The following is an 18,792-nucleotide window of genomic DNA, read 5'->3' as shown; positions in this document are numbered from 1 at the left end:
CAATTTTGTCCAGGAAGGCATGTGAAGGGCAAAAAATCATGCTGAATTCTAGAATTCATCAATGAATAAGAGAGCCATTCTGTTCAAACTCTCCTATATCAAGCATGTAGTAAATAGTTTTAACAGGCAGAATACAAATATCAATAAAAAAAAATTAATGAAGTACTAGAACAAAATTATCTTTTATAGGAAGTTCCAAGTGACAGAATCAATCAAAAAGACATTAAGATATTGAGAAGAAGGGGGAGTCTAATTCCCTTTTACTCTAACTAAAACTCGTTTGATTTTCTATATTAACTTGCTCCCATATTAAATCCACTATTTCTTGGCACCTCATTCTTGAAGTTTCAATTAATTTAAACATTAATTCATCATATTTTAAGTGCAAATTGCGACGTTGTAGTGTCCGTGTATTAATACTTTTATAGAAAAACAGCTTACATAGGACGATGTGAGCTCATCTAAGTCCAATTTACCGTTCAACAGGGTAAGTAGAACCATTATCATGAATATTAAAATCCCATATATCAATAATAAAAAGGTGTTTTTAATCTTTGGAAGGAGATGGTGTTATGAAAAAATTATTGTTGATGGGTTTCATTTTTTTATTTCCTCTAAACATGGTGTCTGGAACAACCAGTGCATACGCTAAACCGCAGGTACAAAGTGTTAGTCAATCTGAGGTAAAGTTCGCAAATGAATTCAGGAAACTTTGGATTGATCATGTATTGTGGACAAGTAATTACATTACAAGTGCAACGACAGCTGGAGCGGAGGATCAAAAACAGGTATTGACCAGGCTTCTGAAAAATCAGGAGGATATTGGAAATGCTATAAAGCCAGTATACGGAGAGAAAGCCGGGAACAAACTTACGGATTTGCTTAAGGAACATATTGTTATTGCGGGAAAGATTGTAGATGCGGCTAAAAGCGGAAATGAGGTCTTGGTGAAACAGCTAAATAAAGAATGGTATAGAAATGCTGATGAAATAGCAGCTTTCCTTAGCGGTGCCAACCCCTATTTGAAAAATGAAGATCTAAAAAATTTACTTTATATGCATTTGAAATTAGCTTAGCAAAAAATTGGAACGAAAGAATCGTTTCAATTGACGAAGGGGTCACACATATAATCCTAATGGCAGATACTATCTCTGCGGGAGTTGTAAAGCAGTTTCCGGATAAGTTTAAATGATAATGAAAAGACCTCCAGCATTCTGTTGGAGGTCTTTTCATTATGAGAGGCATTTACCTTTGTTTATATAACTGGTTCAAGCAAATACCGCATAGTTGATATGGGATAGTATCCTATGCATATCAACTAAACAATATCTATTAGATGGATCGTATACTAGCGTTTACGATAATCTGTCTTTAGTGGAGTAGAAGGAAAACAAATAATAAAATAAAGTAGGGGTTGCAAAGGATCATATTTATTTTTTTTTGAACAAACGGGTATGTTAATTCAGTAAAATTTCATCCAGGACTAAAACGGCAGTGTTGTTAGTTTGTTAGTATATTTCCAAAGAACAAGCGTCAAAAAGTGTGCTTTTTTTATACGCCAACGCGTAAGTATACTCGTATTAAGAAAGCGTGGACCTATGGTTTTTCAAGCGTAAATATTAAGAAGAAGCATCGGACTTCAGGACTCATGCTCCTTTATCGTTGTAACTTTTCACTATCTGTTTGTTATCAATTTGCTTAAACTCCTTTTGAAATATTGAAGTAGGTCATAAGATATGTACGACATAGAAATTATAAGGAGTGTCTCAAATAGTTTTAACAATAAATTGTCGGATATATGATCCATTTTTGCTGCCGATATAATTAAATCAAAAATATCGATGAAGACTACATGAACAATGTATATACCCAGGGCTCTTCCTCCTACTTTAGTAATGAACAAATCCTTCCCCAATGTTTTATTATTTAATGCAAATAAAAAAAGAAATGCAGTTAAAAAGATGGTAGAAATAAAATATTCCCCATGACTTCCTGATAATATCTTTTCTAATAAGTATCCTTCTACCACTTGGATAGTAAAGAAGATCAAAATTAATAACAAATTGGTTTTGGCTGTTATTGCTCTTGACTTTTTAAAGAATTTATCATACCCAAAGAAGAATCCCAAAGTTGTATAAAAAAGACCAATGAATAAAGCATCCCTTGTACTTAGAGGAAGATCATAGAACACCGTATATGATTGTCCGAAAAGACCTAACAAGTTGAATAATAGGCTAATGGTTAAAAGAAGCCTTGCTTTATTTAACTTAAAAAAACCGAATAGAATGATAACACTCCAAATTAATGCGGTTAAAAACCACAATTGGTATCCGCTAGTCCCAGTTCCGTAATATATAAGGTCAAGAAATGAAAATTGATTAATGTATTGCGCAAATTCCTTTGGTACATCGGCAGCAGCTTTATAAAGAATAAGAACATCATACATCATATAAAAGAAGAGCCAGCACAAATACAGTTTTAAGATTTTTATAATGTACCTTTTAAAATAATCTATGGAATCCCTTGTGTGTATTATCTTTTTACCGAACAAATAACCAGAAGCCGTAAAGAAGAATGGCACCGCAAACCTTGAGAAGTTATCGAGAATAAAAAGACCAATTTGGCTATCCCTTGGGAATACATGAATGACTACAACAGAAAAAATTGCAAAAAATTTAATAAAGTCAATCGCGCTATTTCTTTCCATTTGTTCACCCTTTTCATAACACTTTTACTATCATTGGTTATTCCCTATATTATGTACACCAAAGAAAAATTTATTTTACTCTTTCTGAATCCAATCCCGAGATACTGTAAGACTTAATTAATGAACAGCTAATCGTTCAGGAGCGTTGACTGTTTGTAATATTAGCTTCATCATTCGGATAGTAATCATATGAATGTCTATGTTCGTGTTAATCTGGCTATATCAGCAAAAAATCATGTAATCGAGCTTTTGACAAAGGGAATTGTGGGGGACTTTCTGATTGTAAATTGATATTAATTATCGCTGCCTGTAGCTTTGTATAAACGCTGGACTAAACTTTTAGAAAGTTTAGTCCAGCTGATATTGAAGAACAACGGAGAGCGGATTTTTTAAATTATAAAAGCGGATTACTGTATGTTTTTGCTGCTCTAAAGAATTGCTTAATAGTCTTGAATTAACGGAAAGACAATGGGATGAAGGGGAGGGAAGCGTTCTTTTCTCTTTTTCCTCGATCTAAAATCGTTTGATTTGCTAAATTAACTTTCCCCATCATTAATTCACTAGTTATTAACGTCGGATCATATTTAGGTATTAATTTGTAAGCTCCTGTAAGGTCACCAAATTAGAGAATTCTCCTTATTAAGATTTAAGTACCATCTTTTTTTGTAGATGCTTACTGCAAACTTTTTATCCTCGAATTTTTCAAAAGATGATCTATGATGATGAATTACAAATGAAGTTTTGATGAAAGTTATCATGCATCATTTTTTCTGTTTATTTTTAAATTTCTGTGGTTTTTCCATTAAAGCGACCAATTTCATTTTTCCAGAAGAAAATTCCGCTGATTGAACTTGGAGAAAATACACTAATGAACAGTCAATTAAACGAATCTTCTATATATTGTAATAGTAAGTTTTGAGAAAGGGTGAACAGAATCAATGATACATCCAGATACTGAGATTCGGTTTGTCAATGAAAAGATTGGTGTGGGCGTTTTTGCCACAAAAATGATTCCCAAAGGAACGATCATCTGGGCATTAGATGATTTGGACATCATCCTCGAGGAAGATGAGATTGAATCGCTTGAGCTAATGAGAAGGGAAATCGTCTATAAATATGCCTACCTCAACGATGACGATCGCTACGTGCTGTGCTGGGATCATGCCAGATACTTAAATCACAGCTTCAGTCCAAATGTGGTATCGACTGTCTATGAGATTGAATTAGCGTCGAGGGATATTCTCCCCGGAGAGCAAATCACATGCGACTATGCTACACTCGGGTTAGACGAACCGTTTGAGTGTGAACCGGAGGAAGGGACGTCTAGCACCGTAGTGATGCCGGATGATTATCTGCATCGCTACAAGGAATGGGATGATTTGGCTCGGGAGGCATTCAAACGATTGAATCAAGTAGACCAGCCTCTGCGTCATCTGATTCTACCGGAATTCGTCGACAGGGTAAACACGATCGCAGAGGGACGTGCCGAGCCGGATTCCTTTCTTACGCTCTATGAAGAGGAGTAAAGGCAATAAACAACTATCAGGACAGACAGATCTGTTCTCAATTCATTCAACCAGCTTTTTTCGATTCAGCAAGATAGAACATGAATCATCAATGTAAGGGTTTTAAACCCCAGAAAAGACCGCCCCTCTGAACTTTATATCGTTTACCTAGAATGGAAAGTTTTATCCAGCGAGGAGGTATAGGTTGAAAGGGCAACACACATACCACCGTTCATTAATTTATGAACGGTGGTATGTGTGTTTACAGTTAAATTGATTGTATTGTTTATAATGTACTCGATTTTGTATATCAAAACAGATATAGTGAAGTAGTGAGGTTTTAAGTGGATTAATAACACTATGTACTCAAATTAATGACCCAAATGAATGTATTAAACTTTGTGTCTGTGTACAAAAGAGGAATATGAAGATGTGATCATTTTGTATAATTCTTTATTCTAGTTTACATAATATATATTATAGGAAGTTATATTTTTAATGTTAATTTCGTCTCATATCTTAAGAATACTTAACTTAGTGAGACAAAATGCAAATTTTTATATTTAATCATGGTTATTATTTATCTATAATCTTTTTATCTAATTACAGATACATTTATCGGCATACAGTTTTTCTTGGATTTAAATTAATTTGTTTTGCACTTATTTTCATACTTACTGATTAAAAATAATATTGGATAATACATATTGATGATTATTAATATGTATTATCCTTTACGTGTTTTCAATGTTGCTTTAAAATCCACTTTCAACAAAAAAACAGTCATTCCTTTATTCTCCTTCTTAATCACCTAATTAATGTATGATCCAACTATCTATGAATCCGAATAATACCAGGCTTTAATCAATTTGTGACGAGTTGGCAAAACTAAATGTCCCCCACTCTGTCCACCATTTTAATCGAGAGATAAACACTAACTACTCCTAATAAACATAGCACTGTGTTCACAATATTGGTATTAAGATTGACATTCAGTAGAAAAGAGAAATTTTGAAATTGCATTAGAAATATTGCACAAAGAACTGTCGGTATCGTTTCTCTTTTCCAAATACCAAAGAAAAAGAGCGGTATTAAACTAATAAGCGTAACAATTAAAGAATGAACAATCATCTTACTAAAATATGTGGTAATATCTTCAGCAGTCGGTTGCCCGTTAATGATATGAAATGCCTGATCAAGTAAATAAGTTGTCACTCCAGATAACAAAAAGGATACTATCGTACAAAGGAAAACAAAAAGTGAGATAAAAAGAGCCTTTGCCATAACTAATTTTTTTCGACTAATCGGATATCCGAATGAAAGAGATATTGTTTTATTTTTATATTCATCGATTACAACCTGATTAATAAGAGAAGCTCCGAAAAGGACAAATCCCAGCTGCATTGACATCATAAGCTGGATGATGGTTGAATAACTTTGACCGAATTCCGCACTGACCATTTTAATAAAAAACATGGGCAAAAACATCAATATACCCCAATATATAATCAGCTCACTAAGGATCATTTTTCGCTTTAACTTTCTCCACTCCAACTCCATTAATTTAACCAACTTTTCCACCTCCATGAATTTGTTGATAAAAATAATCTTCTAAAGTACTTGTATGCTTTTGTATTTCCTCGATATCTACATCATGCATAATTAGTTTTTTTGATATTTCGCTTTGCGGCAAAGTGAGATCATATATTCGAATCCTATTATCCTGCACAATTTTCATATTGGAAATTTGGAGTTCATACTCAAGTAAATAGATTGATTTCTCCACATCTTTTGTGACAATTTCAATATAGTCTGTCCGTTGCTTACTAATATCCGCTAAAGTCACTTCGTTCACGAGCTTTCCATCCTTAATGACACCAATTCTGTCAGCTACTTTTTCAATTTCCCCTAAGATGTGACTGGATAGAAGGAAAGTAATTCCATATTCCTTATTTAACATTCGAATTAGATCTCTTATATCTTTTATACCAATTGGATCAAGGCCGTTTGTAGGTTCATCTAATATAATCAGTTCGGGCTTCGTAATAATTGCTCTTACAATTCCCAGTCGCTGCTTCATCCCAAGCGAAAAATCGCTCACCATTTTATCTTCAATCCCAGTTAGATGAACCATCTCCAACGCTTGTGTAATTGCCTTTTTATCATAAAAACCTAAGTATTCACAATGAAGCTGAAGATTTTCCATCGCAGTTAAATGTTCAAAAAAGATTGGGTACTCAATAATACTTCCGACCCGTTTCAAGCCAGACTTCTCGGTTTTCGTTAACTTCTGGCCAAACAATTCAATCTCTCCTGTGGTTGAACTTATTATTCCTGTTAGCATTTTCATGATTGTCGTTTTCCCTGCACCATTTTGACCAAGGAAACCATAAATTTCACCCTTTTTTATATGAAGATTCACATTAGATACGAGCAATTTCCCTTTTACCTTTTTTGTTAAGCTATTTGTTTTAACAACATAATCCATCATCTTTGCCTCCCTTATTGCTATCTACTTCTATCTTAGTCAGAGAAAGTATCTTTTTTCTTTCTCAATCCTTACATGTTCCTTAAGTTTAGAAAAATGACGTAAGAGCTCATATCAATCCCGAAGCTAAAAAAGAGCTGTTCCGTTAGAACATCTCTTAAAGAAGTTTTAATAGGTTATTTGTTTGAAAATGCAGGTAAAGCTCGTTTTTTCATAAGGCTTACTGTATAAATGGATGGTACCCTTCATCTCTTCTGTTAAGCGTTTTGATATGCTTAGACCCAATCCGCTCCCTTGAAATTTTGGATTTCTGGCATCATCTAATGTATATAACCGGTCAAACACCCTATCTTGATGGATTTCGGCAATACCCTTACCTCTATCCCAAATCTCTACAGAAACAGCTCCATCACCCTCTCGAAGTGTTAATCCGAAGACCCCTCCATCACTGCCATATCGAATTGAATTTGAAATAAGGTTATTAAAGATACGATTTAAGGCTTCCTCATTACCTAAGATGTAAAGATGCTGATCTGGGATATCAACTTCTACCTGAAGTCCTTTTGCGAGCAGTAAATCATAAAACTCCAATACATTTTTTCTGCAAACCTCATTGAGTGAAAGTTTACTTAAAGGAATCACATAATCGTCTGATTCTATTTTTACCAGATCAAAAAACTGATTAAGTAAACCAGTTAAGTTCAATACTTTTTCATGCAGCCTTACCATTAATACCTTCTTTTCCTCTTCAGTAATCATTTCATTCAGTTTCAATTTTTCTACATAACCTAAAATAACCGTAAGTGGTGTTTTTAAATCATGAGACATATTGGATATTAATTTTCTTAAGCTATCTTTTGTTTTTACATAATCCGCAATAACTTTTTGATTGAAATCCAATAGCCTGTTTATTTGAATGAGTAATTGCTGAATGGCTTGCTGATCGGTCGGCATCAATACTTTTTCAGATGTTTCATATTGGATGATATCGCTTAATTTCCCACTTATTTCATAAAGGTTTTGCTTAAGTTTTCTTCGGGACAAATACTGAAAGACATTTATGATTACTAAAAAAATAATCATTGAAAAAAGAATGGTTATCATGAGCTACACACCTAATTTATAACCAATCCCCCATATCGTTCTAATATATTGTGGGTTGGATGGGTCCTTTTCAATTTTTTCACGAAGTCTCCTTATATGTACGTTAATGACATTTTCATTCCCGTAATAATCATCTTCCCAAATAAAGTGGTATATTTGTTCCTTTGTAAATACTCTGCTTTGATTGGTCATAAACAACTTTAATATGTGAAACTCCTTTGATGTCAGTTGGACAGTTCTCCCTCTAACATTTACAGTAAATGAATTTAAGTCAAGGGTGAGCCCTTCATAATGAAGGGTGGAGTTGCTTTCGGATGTATGATATTGCGTTGCCCTGCGAATGGCAGCATGAATTCTAGCTGTTAATTCAATCATCGAAAATGGCTTGCTTATATAATCATCGGCGCCAAATCCAAGACCAAGCGCTTTGTCGAGATCACTTCCTTTTGCAGAAATAATTAATATAGGAACCATGCTCGTTTCTCTTACTTTTTTCAATAAATCCATACCAGTCAATTTAGGAATCATTAAGTCAAGGAGAAGCAAATCGGGTTCTTTATCATGAAAGAGCGCTAGAGCCTCTTCCCCGTCAAACGCGGCATGTACTGTATAATTCTCCTGCAATAGGGCACTTACTATTAATTGACTAATTTCTACATCATCCTCAATTAGCAGAATACTCTTCTGCATACTTCCACTTCCTTCTGAGTGTTGAATTGTAAATGTACCTTATTTCTATATACGCACTATAAATTTTAAAAAGCACACAAAATAGTTATTGGTTCGATTATTCAATTAATACAATTTAGTTGACTTATTATTTATCATTCTTAGTCATTTACTCTAAGAATCTCTAATTGGTTTGTTGTAGTAAGCAAATCTATTGTATTATTTCCCTTCGTGTAAAAAACGGAAGCCCCTTCACTTTTCCCCTTTTTCCATCCATTCGCTTTAAGGGCTAAGTCATATCCATATGGTATGCCATTTTCTTCAGAAGCCCTTGACCATTCATATCGATTCCCTTGCTCATTTATCTGAACCAATTCAGCTTTTCTAGGTACAGGGAATTCGTATAAATCTTCTGTAGTTGTGTATGAAGAAGAAATGAAGTAATAAATGATTGCCCCGCCTATTATTGATAAAGCAGCTATGGTGAGTGCCCCACTAATCCTTTTCTTCATTTGCTTATCCTTTCCTAAAGACATAGTTATAAAAGCGTTATCTAATAATTCTGTAGTAATCTAAATTAATCCTGCTTAACTGACTTGATCTACCGATTTTGTTATTCTGATATATAAAATAAATGGCAAAATGAGAAAAATCACGGGGTAACACTTTCGTAAAATTATATAAATATAATTTATCTCGATGGCAATTCAAAGGGTTTTATCATGAAAGTTCCGCTTTCTTCCTGAGATTGATGATAGATCCTCTGTTTAACCACGTATCTCACCTATAAGACATATTCACTTAACTTATAGCATCATTATGCTTTGACCGCTTTCATAAGTGCAACAACATGCTGAGAATCAGTAGGTAGCTGCTAAGAGTTATAAGGTAAATCTTTAAAAAGAATTTGATTAGAAACACTGCCTACCTTCAGCAATCAGTTCTTGGGTATCATGAGTGCAATTCATTTATATGTAAATCGTAAAACTCGATTTTTACATATTATAAAAAAGTATTTAATAAATTTCTAAAATCATTGAGAAATGCCAAATCACATTTAAAGGGTTTAAAGATCTAAGGTAGTCTGATTAAGCGGAACACTAATCACGAAATGTTGATTACCTATTTCTTTGGTTTCATTACATGTGAATGTCTTTATTAAGAAGTTGCTGAAAGTTGGTTAGCAAGTCATTGATGAGAAATTACCTTTTTTTCTGTCTTGAGATGGCTTTTCACATTAGAGTTGCGAAAAAACCAGTCTTTCCTTCAACCTTCTGTTATAAAGAAGGGTAATGCACTTTAAAAAAAAGCCTATCCTTGGGCACCTATGGAACTTAATGTCCAATAGATAAAAAGGAACAAGAAATCGCACTTGATCTCTTGTTCCTTTTTGTAAGATAGGCTATTTATGTTCGAATGGATTCGATACGGCTTTGGATGAATTCGAACGAGGTTTTTGCTTCTTGGACGATTTGGTTTATTAATTCATTGACGGTCAATATTTCTTTTATCAGTCCTACGGATTGACCGCATGACCAGATGCCTCCGTCTAAATTTCCTTCAAAGTATACTTTCTTGCTCCTTTGTCCCGTAATTAGCGGAATCAATTCCTCTATAGTGGCACCTTCATTTTCAAGTTTATCCACTTCTTTACTGACGGCATTTAATGCTACACGCGACGGACTGCCTATATTCCGTTGGATGACAACGGTATCCGTTTCATTGGCCGATACCATCCAATGCTTCACATTATCATGAATCGGCGCTTCTTGCGTTGCCATAAAGCGAGTCCCCATGACGATACCTTCAGCACCGAGTGACAAGGCACTGATAAGGCCTCTGCCATCCGAAAATCCCCCGCCTGCTATTACTGGTATAGTAACGGAGTCAACCGCTCGAGGGAGCATGACAAGTGTTCCTACATCACCCATGCCGGGATGTCCGCCTGTTTCATTCCCTACAATAATAATGGCATCGACCCCTAATTTCTCTGCCGACATTGCGTTTTTGACGTTCGCTACCTTATGTATCACGGTAAAGCCGTGCTCTTTAAGTCTGGGCATTAAACTTTCTGGGCTTCGGCCACTCGTTTCAACAATTTTTACATCTTCGTCAATTAAAATATCGATGAACTCATCATTAGGGGTTGCCGTTTGACTTGGGAACAGGTTCAGGTTGACAGCAAAGGGTTTCTTGGTCAAAGTTTTCACTTTCCTTATTTCATCACGGAGACCTTCTGGTGTCACCTGTGTTTTTGAAGTGATGATGCCGAGTCCCCCCGCTTCTGAAACAGCGGCTGCGAGCGGGGCTCGGCCAACATGAAACATCCCGCCGCATATAATCGGATATTCAATCCCCAATAATTCAGTAATTCTCGTTTTCATTTGCCATACCCCTTTCATTTTTCAAGGATTTCTATAAGTCTGCTTTTCTTACATAATGTACACACGCATGTCTAAATACCATACTTATGGAGCCGCTTGTAAAATGTACTTCTTGGTATATCCATAAGCTTTGCTGCAGCAGTGACATTCCCTCTTGATTTTTGTAATGCCTCTATCATCAGATCACGTTGAATTTTTTCACGGATCGTCAGTTCATTTCCCTTGATCCCATTTTTACCCGGTTCTTCCCATGCAGGAAAATCATCATGCCGTGTAACGGGCTGGGAATGCATGGAATTCAACACTTTAACATAATCAAGAGGTCCTTCTGCAAGTAAGATGGTAAATCGCTGAAGTACATTCTGCAGCTCTCTAATATTGCCTGGCCAATTGTACTCCTTTAAACGGTTCAATAATTCTTCAGTTAATGGAATATTCCAATTATTCTTCGAACACAAGTAGTTGACTAAATAAGGAATGTCTTCAACCCTTTCCCTTAAGGGAGGTACATGAATGGGGTAAACGTTCAGCCGATAGTATAAATCCTTACGAAAGGACCCTTCATTGACAAGCTCTTCAAGATTACGGTGTGTTGCAGTGATAATGCGAATATCCAATGAAATGCTTTTTGTGCCGCCGATCGGAACGATTTTTCTTTCTTGAAGAACACGCAGTAAGGCAACCTGCATCGCTGAAGGGATTTCACCGATTTCATCGAGAAAAATGGTCCCTCCATTTGCCTGCTCGAACTTCCCTTTGTGCCCTTGCCGTTTAGCCCCAGTAAAAGCGCCATCAACATACCCGAATAATTCACTTTCCATTAAATCTTTAGGTATGGCTCCGCAATTTATCGTGACGAATGGTCCTTTTTTGCGCATGCCATTTTCATGAATAGCCTTGGCAATAAGCTCTTTCCCGACCCCTGTTTCACCGGATATATACACATTTGCTTCTGTCGGTGCAACAAGCTTCACTTTATTTAATGTGTTATGAAAGGACTCACTAATCCCTCCTTCCCCTTTGAAGGCAAACCTTTCTAAAGGCATTGAAGCAGGAAAAAGCCTATTGGTTTCATGACCATAATTCTCTGATAAGAATAAACACTTACCGGAAATCCTATTATCCTCTTTGGATAGAAGCGGATTCTCCTTTACGATTCGATATCCATGATTTAACAGATCGACCAATGCCATACCAATGGATTGAGGAATTTTTTTGCGAACCTGTTTACTGGCGGAGATAATCATTTCTTTGTGATTACAGACGATAAAAGGCAGATCTGGATAGGTTTCTGCAAGTTCTATCGAGTGCTGGGTCAGTGCCAGCTCCTTTTTATAGGAACGGACCCCCATTTCCTGTTCGATCGTATAAGCCAAATTGGCTACCATACCCAGCATGGATGGATGGAAATATTCTACTGGACATGATATATCCAAAACTCCCAATATCTTACCGTCTTCATTTAAAATAGGCATCGCAGAGCAACTCCATTTGTGTGAGGCAATTGAATAATGCTCGGTCCCTTGAATCATTACGGCTTCACCCGTTTTCAACGCTGTTCCAATTGCGTTCGTTCCGACTTCACCCTCCGTCCAGCATACGCCCTCCACAAAATTTATTTTGCCTGCCTCATCGAGTATTTTCTCGTTTCCGGAAAGTGAAAGGACATATCCATCCGGATCGACCAATAAAGCCATCATTCCCGATTCTTCTATCGATTGATTCATCCTGGATAATTGGGGGGATGCCACTTCTAATAGAAACGAGTTTTTTTCTCTTTGAATGTCCAATAATTCATTCGTCAAAATGTGTTTGCCTTTATTAAGGTATGGATTGACTTGATCTTTTTTGCAGCGATGCCAGGATTCCATTATTCGCTTGTTCAGACGATTTGAATCGAGAACGCCTTCACTGACAAAGCGTTCCCAAGTACGTAGATAACAACTAGTGGATAGCATATAATCCTCCTCTAATCATTTGGTTTAAACCTTCACTTGACCAGTCTATCTAGAGGAAAAATACCATGGAGTATAAAATAGGATGTTAATCGAGGTCTTTTTAATTATAGTAGATTATGTATTCGCTTACAATATATAGATTGAGTTTGCAAAAAAAGCATCATGTGATCATTCACATGATGCTTCTCCATTGAACAATATAGTTTATGAGAAAATAACTCCTCCATCAATCATGATGGATTGCCCTGTCATATAATCCGAATCCGGTGATGCAAGATAAGAGACGAATTTCGCCACATCTTCTGGGGTTTCGGAGCGTCCTAAGGTTATGGAATCTGTAAACTTTTTAAATGTTTCCCCTTTAGCAAGATTCATATATTGACCCATTTTTTCATCGATTAAATCCCACATTTGCGTCCCGACAATTCCTGGACAGTATGCATTCACCGTAATGCCAAACTGGGCTAATTCCTGTGCTGCCGCTTGTGTAATTCCTCTTACGGCAAATTTCGTGGCCGAGTATGTACCTAGTAAGCTAAATCCTTTATAACTGGCGATGCTGGCAGCATTTATGATTTTCCCGCCTTCTTGCTTTTTCATTTGTTCAGCCGCGGCTTGCAGACAAAAGAGGACACCATTTACATTTATATTGAAAATCTGTTCAAGATCCTCTTGAGTTACTTCCAATAGAGGCTTTATTTGTGCAATTCCTGCATTTGAAACCATAACATCCAGTTGTCCAAAACGTTCTACAACTTGCTTCACCATTTCGAATACTTCCCGTCTATTGCTTACATCCGCTTTAACGGCAAAGCTTTCACGTCCAAGTTCCCTAATCTCATTCACGACCGATTCAGCCGTATCCAGATTGACGTCATTAATGACCACATTCAACCCATCTTGAGCCAATCTTATTGCAATGGCACGTCCGATACCACGACCTGCACCAGTGCTATCGCCATCCGTTGACCGCTAGCCATACAAATTCCCCCTTCAGTTTTAGCAATGCACAGCTTGACCTACAACATTTAAAAGAGCTTCATGTATGGATTCCGACAAGGTTGGATGTCCTGCTACTAAATCTTCTATCATATCTGCCGTTATTTCTGCATGCAGCATGACCGTTCCTTGACCAATCAATTCTGTTGCATGCTGACCAACAATGGAAAAACCTAAAATTTCATTATATTGTGGGTTAACAAGGACTTTGACCTTTCCTACCGGTTTATTGGAAAGGACCGCTTTCCCGTTTGCAGAAAAAGCGAATTCACCAACCTTAATCTCTCCATATTTATTACGCGCTTCTTTTTCGGTCAAGCCTACACTGGCAATCTCCGGGGAGGTATAAATGCAGCGAGGAATTGCCCGGTAATTCACTTGTGCAAATTGACCGCAGGCATTCAGAGCCGCCACCCGTCCTTCATGAAAAGCTACATGGGCAAGTTGTATGCCCCCTATCACATCACCACAGGCATAAATCGATGGATTGCTTGTTTGCATTCGATCATCCACCGAGATGCCAAGTCGGGAAAAATCAATATCGTTTCCCTCTAAGCCCATTCCGTTCACTCTTGGTTTTCTCCCTATTGATACGAGTACGTAATCAGCATGCATTTCATCCAATTTGCCATCGCTATTCTCTAAATATACCGTCTTACTGGTTGCATTGATGTTTTTGACAGATGTGGAGGTATGGACTGTAACGCCTTGGTTTTTCAATTCGTCATGCAGAATCCTTGTGATATCATCATCTTCCCCTGGAAGCAGCTTTTCCCCCATTTCGATAACGGTGACCTTGGTGCCCATCCTGCTATAAATACTGGCAAATTCACATCCAATGACACCACCTCCGACAATTATCAGCGAATCGGGAATGGCAGGAAGTGACATGGCATGGCCGCTGTGGATGATCCATTCACCATCAAACGGCGCAAAAGGTAGTGGAATCGGTTCTGACCCCGTTGAAATGATGATCTTACTTGCCTCGATTACTTCATTTTTATTTCCGTTCTCGATCAGCAGTCGATTGCTTGAAAGGATGGAAGCCCTTCCCTGAATGACTTTTATTTTATTCTTACTCATTAAATATCGAATGCCGTTCACTAGTTTAGATATGACCTCTCTCTTTCGTTCCTGTACGGTATCCCAATCGACTTCAATCGAATTGGAGGGAAGGCGAATTCCCATTTGCCCGGCATTTTTCACCAAGTCATACGTATCGGCACTTTTCAATAATGACTTCGTTGGCATGCAGCCTTCATTTAAACAGGTGCCCCCCAATGGCCCATCCACTACCAATATGACTTCGTTATCCTGCTGGGCAGCAGTGATTGCCGCTACATACCCTGCAGGACCTCCGCCTATAATTGCTATACGATTCAAGAGTTTCACTCCTTTTCTATAAAATCACGGTGATCGGCTCTTCTAAATACCGTTTTAGTGTTTGTAAAAAGGCAGCCGCGGGTGCCCCGTCGAGTACACGGTGATCAAAAGTTAAACTGAGTGGCAGGATCGTTCTCTTCTCCAAACCTTCGCCAATATAAAGCGGGGTATCGTAAGCAGAGCCAATTCCGAGTATCCCCGTTTCCGGTGTATTGAGAATAGGTGTGAAGTGCTCAACTCCATATGCCCCGAGGTTACTGATAGTAAAAGTGGACCCTTGCATGTCTTCAATAGGCAATTGAGAGTCACGTGCACATCGCGCCAATTCCTTCCCCTTATTCGATAACTGTCTTAAGGTATAATTTTCGGCATTTTTTATGACGGGAACAACGAGTCCATTCTCCAAGGCCACCGCTAATCCAAGATGGATATGCTCATACAAAATGATGTTATCTTCAATATAAGCACTATTCATTTTAGGATGCTCTTTAAGTGAAAGCACGACTGCCTTCGCAACAAAGTCCGTTATAGTCAATTTAGTTGATTCATGTTTTTGCAGTGTTTCAGCAGTCTGTTTTTGCAAAATGACTAGATCAGTGACATCAGCTTTCATCGCTATAGTTAATTGGGCACTGCTTTGCAAGCTCTCCTTCATACGTTTAGCGATGATGTTCCTCATTCCGGTCACAGGAATCTGCTGCGGTCTCTCTAAAGTAGGTTGGGGTGGGGGAACTATGCTTTTTTCTGTATTTACCGGCATCAAATCCCTTTTCTCGATTACTTTCTGTACATCTTCTTTTGTGATTCTTCCGCCTGGCCCGGTACCTTGTAGCGTCTCGATGTCAAGATTCGCTGCCTGTGCCATTTTTCGTGCAACCGGGGTGATCATCAATCGATCTCCCATTGGCAAAATGGGTGACTCTATTGTTTTCGGCTTTTCTTGTACAGCAATTTTCGACTGTGTTTCTTCAGCAACAGGTTCATCGATCTTTATTTTTTCATTCGGATTTCCAATATGACAGATAACGGTTCCTGGAGGTACTCCTTGTCCTTCTTGAACAGCTATATTCAAAATCGTACCTTCAGCTGGAGATTCAATTTCCATTTCTATTTTCTCTGAATTGATGCTGGCTATTGCTTCACCTTTTTCGACTGCATCCCCAACAGCCTTACTCCATAATGAAACAGTACCTTCTTTCATTGCCATGCCCAATTTCGGCATTACCACTTCGACAGCCATATCTTATTTCTCCCTTCAGAATGGTTTGTTTGTCCATCATTGGTTTTGTTGCTCCAACTTTTTCAGTTCTATAAAAGCTGGAGCATGCATCATATGGATTTATTTACACCCCTAGGATGGAAGGCTCCCCCAATAATTCTGAAACGACTTGTATCACTTTTTCTGATGTAGGAAGGTAAATATCTTCAAGCGGTGGAGAAAAAGGTACAGGTGTATGTGGTGCCGTAATCCTCTTAATTGGCGCATCGAGCGTGTCAAATCCCTTATCCGCCACCAGTGCTGCAATATCCGTTGCGACGCTGCATCTTGGGTTCGCTTCATCGATCACGATCAAACGATTTGTTTTTGCCACAGAGGAGAGAATCGATTCTTCATCCAGTGGTGACAAGCTCCGCGGGTCAACAATCTCAACTTCAATGCCTTTCGCTGTGAGTTTTTCAGCAGCCTCCATCGCGGTGTGAACTTGTTTACCGATGGCAACGACCGTCAAATCCGAGCCTTTCCTTTTAATTTCAGCTTTGCCGATTGGGATTGTATAGTAGCCTTCCGGAACCTCTCCTACCATGTTGTATAGCGTTTTATCTTCAAAAAAGATGACAGGGTCATTATCTTCAATGGCTGAAAGTAAGAGCCCTTTTGCGTCATAGGGGGAAGAGGGAACGACGACCTTCAATCCTGGAATGCTAGTGAACAAGGCATAGAGACTTTGTGAATGCTGAGCTGCAGCCCTGAACCCTGCACCATGCATCGTACGGATCGTCACGGGAACCTGTGCTTTACCGCCAAACATATAGCGGAACTTCGCACCTTGATTCAATACTTCATCCAAACAGCTGCCAATGAAATCGTTGAACATTAACTCGGCAATCGGTCGCAAGCCTGTCGAAGCGGCTGCCATTGCCGCTCCCATATATCCTGCTTCCGCAATGGGTGTATCAAGAATTCTATCCCGGCCAAACTCTTGAACCAATCCTTTTGTGACACCTAAGACACCACCCCATGCTTCGTCATCCTGCAAATGATCAACTTCTGCACCGCCGGCTACATCTTCTCCCATAAGGATGACATTTTCATCTTTTCTCATTGCCATGGCCATTGCTTCATTTATTGCTTGTGACATACTGATTTTTCTACTCATCTCAATTCCTCCTTTTATAGTTTAATAGGATACATAAACATCGTTTAATAAATCGGATGCCTCTGGATACGGGCTATCTTCACTGAACTTGACTGCTTGTTTAATAGATTCCTCAACGGCATTCTCAAGAGAAATCAGTTCTTTTTCCGCCAGCAGATTCTGATTCAGCAAGTAATTCCTAAATAGGGCAATCGCATCTTTCTCTTGTTTATGCTCTTTTTTGTCTTGTTCTTTTTTATACTTCTGTGCATCTCCCTCGAAGTGGCCATAATTACGATAAGTAACACATTCGATCAATGATGGGCCTTCTCCCCTGCGAGCTCTCTGAACGGCTTCTTCAGCAGCCTTATACACAGCCAATACATCTTTCCCATCCACCCGGACACCCGGGATATTGTAGCTTATCGCCCGATCGGCTATCGTTTTGCAGCTTGAAGCATAGTTAAAAGGCGTGGCTTCCCCGTACCCATTATTTTCAGCGATGAATATAACGGGCAGCTTCCAGATTGCCGCCAGATTTATCCCTTCATGGAATGTTCCATGATTGTTGGCACCATCACCAAAAAAACAAACACTAACATGATCGGTCTTTTTATATTTGGCAGTTAATGCTGCACCGCATGCGAGCGGAAAGCCACCACCGACTATCCCGTTCGCGCCTAACATCCCTTTATCCAAATCGGCAATATGCATGGAACCGCCTTTTCCCTTGCAAATCCCTGTCACTTTCCCATATATTTCAGCCATCATCCCGTTAAGATCACATTCTTTTGCTATACAATGACCATGCCCCCTGTGAGTGCTTGTAATGCTGTCTTTTTCGGATAGGTGAGCACATACTCCGACAGCTACCGCTTCTTCCCCAGCATACAAATGGACAAACCCTGGCAATATCCCCTTTGCAAAAGATTCATGAACCTGGTCTTCAAATTTTCTGATTTCCAGCATTTTATTGTACATCCAATAAGCCTTGTCCTGAGATAACTTTATTTCATTCGATTGAACCGTTTCCATTTTTCAGCCCCCAATCATTAATAATGAGTCAATTTAATATATTGCAATTGCCGTGCCAAAATAGGAGGCGGTAAATTGGGACTTTAACTATTTTCAGCAGAAACAAAACGAGACAAAATGAGATTGTTGTCTCGTTTTGTCTCGTTTTGTTTAAAATATACGATCCGAATTCACTTATAACTGAAGTTCAAAGATGGTTTGAA

The 18,792-nt window shown here is 38.2% G+C and carries 13 protein-coding genes and 2 pseudogenes; 2 read left to right on the top strand and 13 right to left on the bottom strand.

All coding sequences use genetic code 11. The features are described 5' to 3' along the window. Nucleotides 1–572 precede the first annotated feature (572 nt). Nucleotides 573–1,192 (top strand): annotated as a pseudogene (locus ACYP5M_RS03725) (glycosyltransferase). A gap of 483 nt (nt 1,193–1,675) precedes the next feature. Here ACYP5M_RS03725 and ACYP5M_RS03720 read toward each other — a convergent pair. Further along, a complete protein-coding gene (locus ACYP5M_RS03720; RefSeq protein WP_459734670.1) occupies nt 1,676–2,707 on the bottom strand; it encodes an acyltransferase in 1,032 nt (343 codons plus the stop codon). Between the two features lie 938 nt (nt 2,708–3,645). Here ACYP5M_RS03720 and ACYP5M_RS03715 point away from each other — a divergent pair. Next, nucleotides 3,646–4,233, top strand: a complete 588-nt coding sequence (locus ACYP5M_RS03715) for an SET domain-containing protein (RefSeq protein ID WP_459734669.1) — start codon at nt 3,646–3,648, stop codon at nt 4,231–4,233. Between the two features lie 867 nt (nt 4,234–5,100). Here the strand turns inward: ACYP5M_RS03715 and ACYP5M_RS03710 are convergent. From ACYP5M_RS03710 to ACYP5M_RS03655, 12 genes and pseudogenes are all read right to left on the bottom strand, one after another. Next, a complete protein-coding gene (locus tag ACYP5M_RS03710; protein WP_459734668.1) occupies nt 5,101–5,793 on the bottom strand; it encodes an ABC transporter permease in 693 nt (230 codons plus the stop codon). Next, a complete protein-coding gene (locus ACYP5M_RS03705) occupies nt 5,777–6,700 on the bottom strand; it encodes an ABC transporter ATP-binding protein (protein ID WP_459734667.1) in 924 nt (307 codons plus the stop codon). The genes ACYP5M_RS03710 and ACYP5M_RS03705 overlap by 17 nt, the downstream gene beginning before the upstream one ends. Nucleotides 6,701–6,868: 168 nt before the next feature. Continuing rightward, nucleotides 6,869–7,804 (bottom strand): sensor histidine kinase, encoded by a 936-nt coding sequence (locus tag ACYP5M_RS03700; protein WP_459734666.1) that lies wholly within the window; start codon nt 7,802–7,804, stop codon nt 6,869–6,871. A 3-nt stretch (nt 7,805–7,807) separates the two neighbouring features. After that, nucleotides 7,808–8,494: a response regulator transcription factor gene (locus tag ACYP5M_RS03695; RefSeq protein WP_434169580.1), complete on the bottom strand. Its 687-nt coding sequence runs from the start codon at nt 8,492–8,494 to the stop codon at nt 7,808–7,810. 140 nt (nt 8,495–8,634) lie between these two features. Beyond that, entirely contained in the window at nt 8,635–8,985 is a 351-nt protein-coding gene (locus ACYP5M_RS03690) for a hypothetical protein (protein ID WP_101222156.1), read from the bottom strand. Between the two features lie 894 nt (nt 8,986–9,879). Next, nucleotides 9,880–10,857, bottom strand: a complete 978-nt coding sequence (locus ACYP5M_RS03685; protein ID WP_459734665.1) for an NAD(P)H-dependent flavin oxidoreductase — start codon at nt 10,855–10,857, stop codon at nt 9,880–9,882. Nucleotides 10,858–10,928: 71 nt separating this feature from the next. Further along, a complete protein-coding gene (locus ACYP5M_RS03680; protein ID WP_459734664.1) occupies nt 10,929–12,815 on the bottom strand; it encodes a sigma-54-dependent Fis family transcriptional regulator in 1,887 nt (628 codons plus the stop codon). 204 nt (nt 12,816–13,019) lie between these two features. Next, nucleotides 13,020–13,766: pseudogene (locus ACYP5M_RS03675) on the bottom strand (acetoin reductase); the annotation flags it as partial. 48 nt (nt 13,767–13,814) lie between these two features. Next, a complete protein-coding gene (gene lpdA / locus ACYP5M_RS03670; RefSeq protein ID WP_459734663.1) occupies nt 13,815–15,197 on the bottom strand; it encodes a dihydrolipoyl dehydrogenase in 1,383 nt (460 codons plus the stop codon). Nucleotides 15,198–15,213: 16 nt separating this feature from the next. Beyond that, nucleotides 15,214–16,437, bottom strand: coding sequence for a dihydrolipoamide acetyltransferase family protein (locus ACYP5M_RS03665; RefSeq protein WP_452444979.1), 1,224 nt, complete (start codon nt 16,435–16,437; stop codon nt 15,214–15,216). Between the two features lie 103 nt (nt 16,438–16,540). Further along, nucleotides 16,541–17,575, bottom strand: coding sequence for an alpha-ketoacid dehydrogenase subunit beta (locus ACYP5M_RS03660; protein WP_101222150.1), 1,035 nt, complete (start codon nt 17,573–17,575; stop codon nt 16,541–16,543). A gap of 21 nt (nt 17,576–17,596) precedes the next feature. After that, the gene (locus ACYP5M_RS03655) at nt 17,597–18,589 is read right to left on the bottom strand and encodes a thiamine pyrophosphate-dependent dehydrogenase E1 component subunit alpha (protein ID WP_459734662.1); all 993 of its coding nucleotides are present in this window, start codon (nt 18,587–18,589) and stop codon (nt 17,597–17,599) included. Nucleotides 18,590–18,792: the final 203 nt, after the last annotated feature.

Source organism: Peribacillus sp. N1 (genome assembly GCF_054600815.1).
Note: the sequence above shows the minus strand (reverse complement) of the source record. Positions and strands in the feature narration are given on the sequence as shown.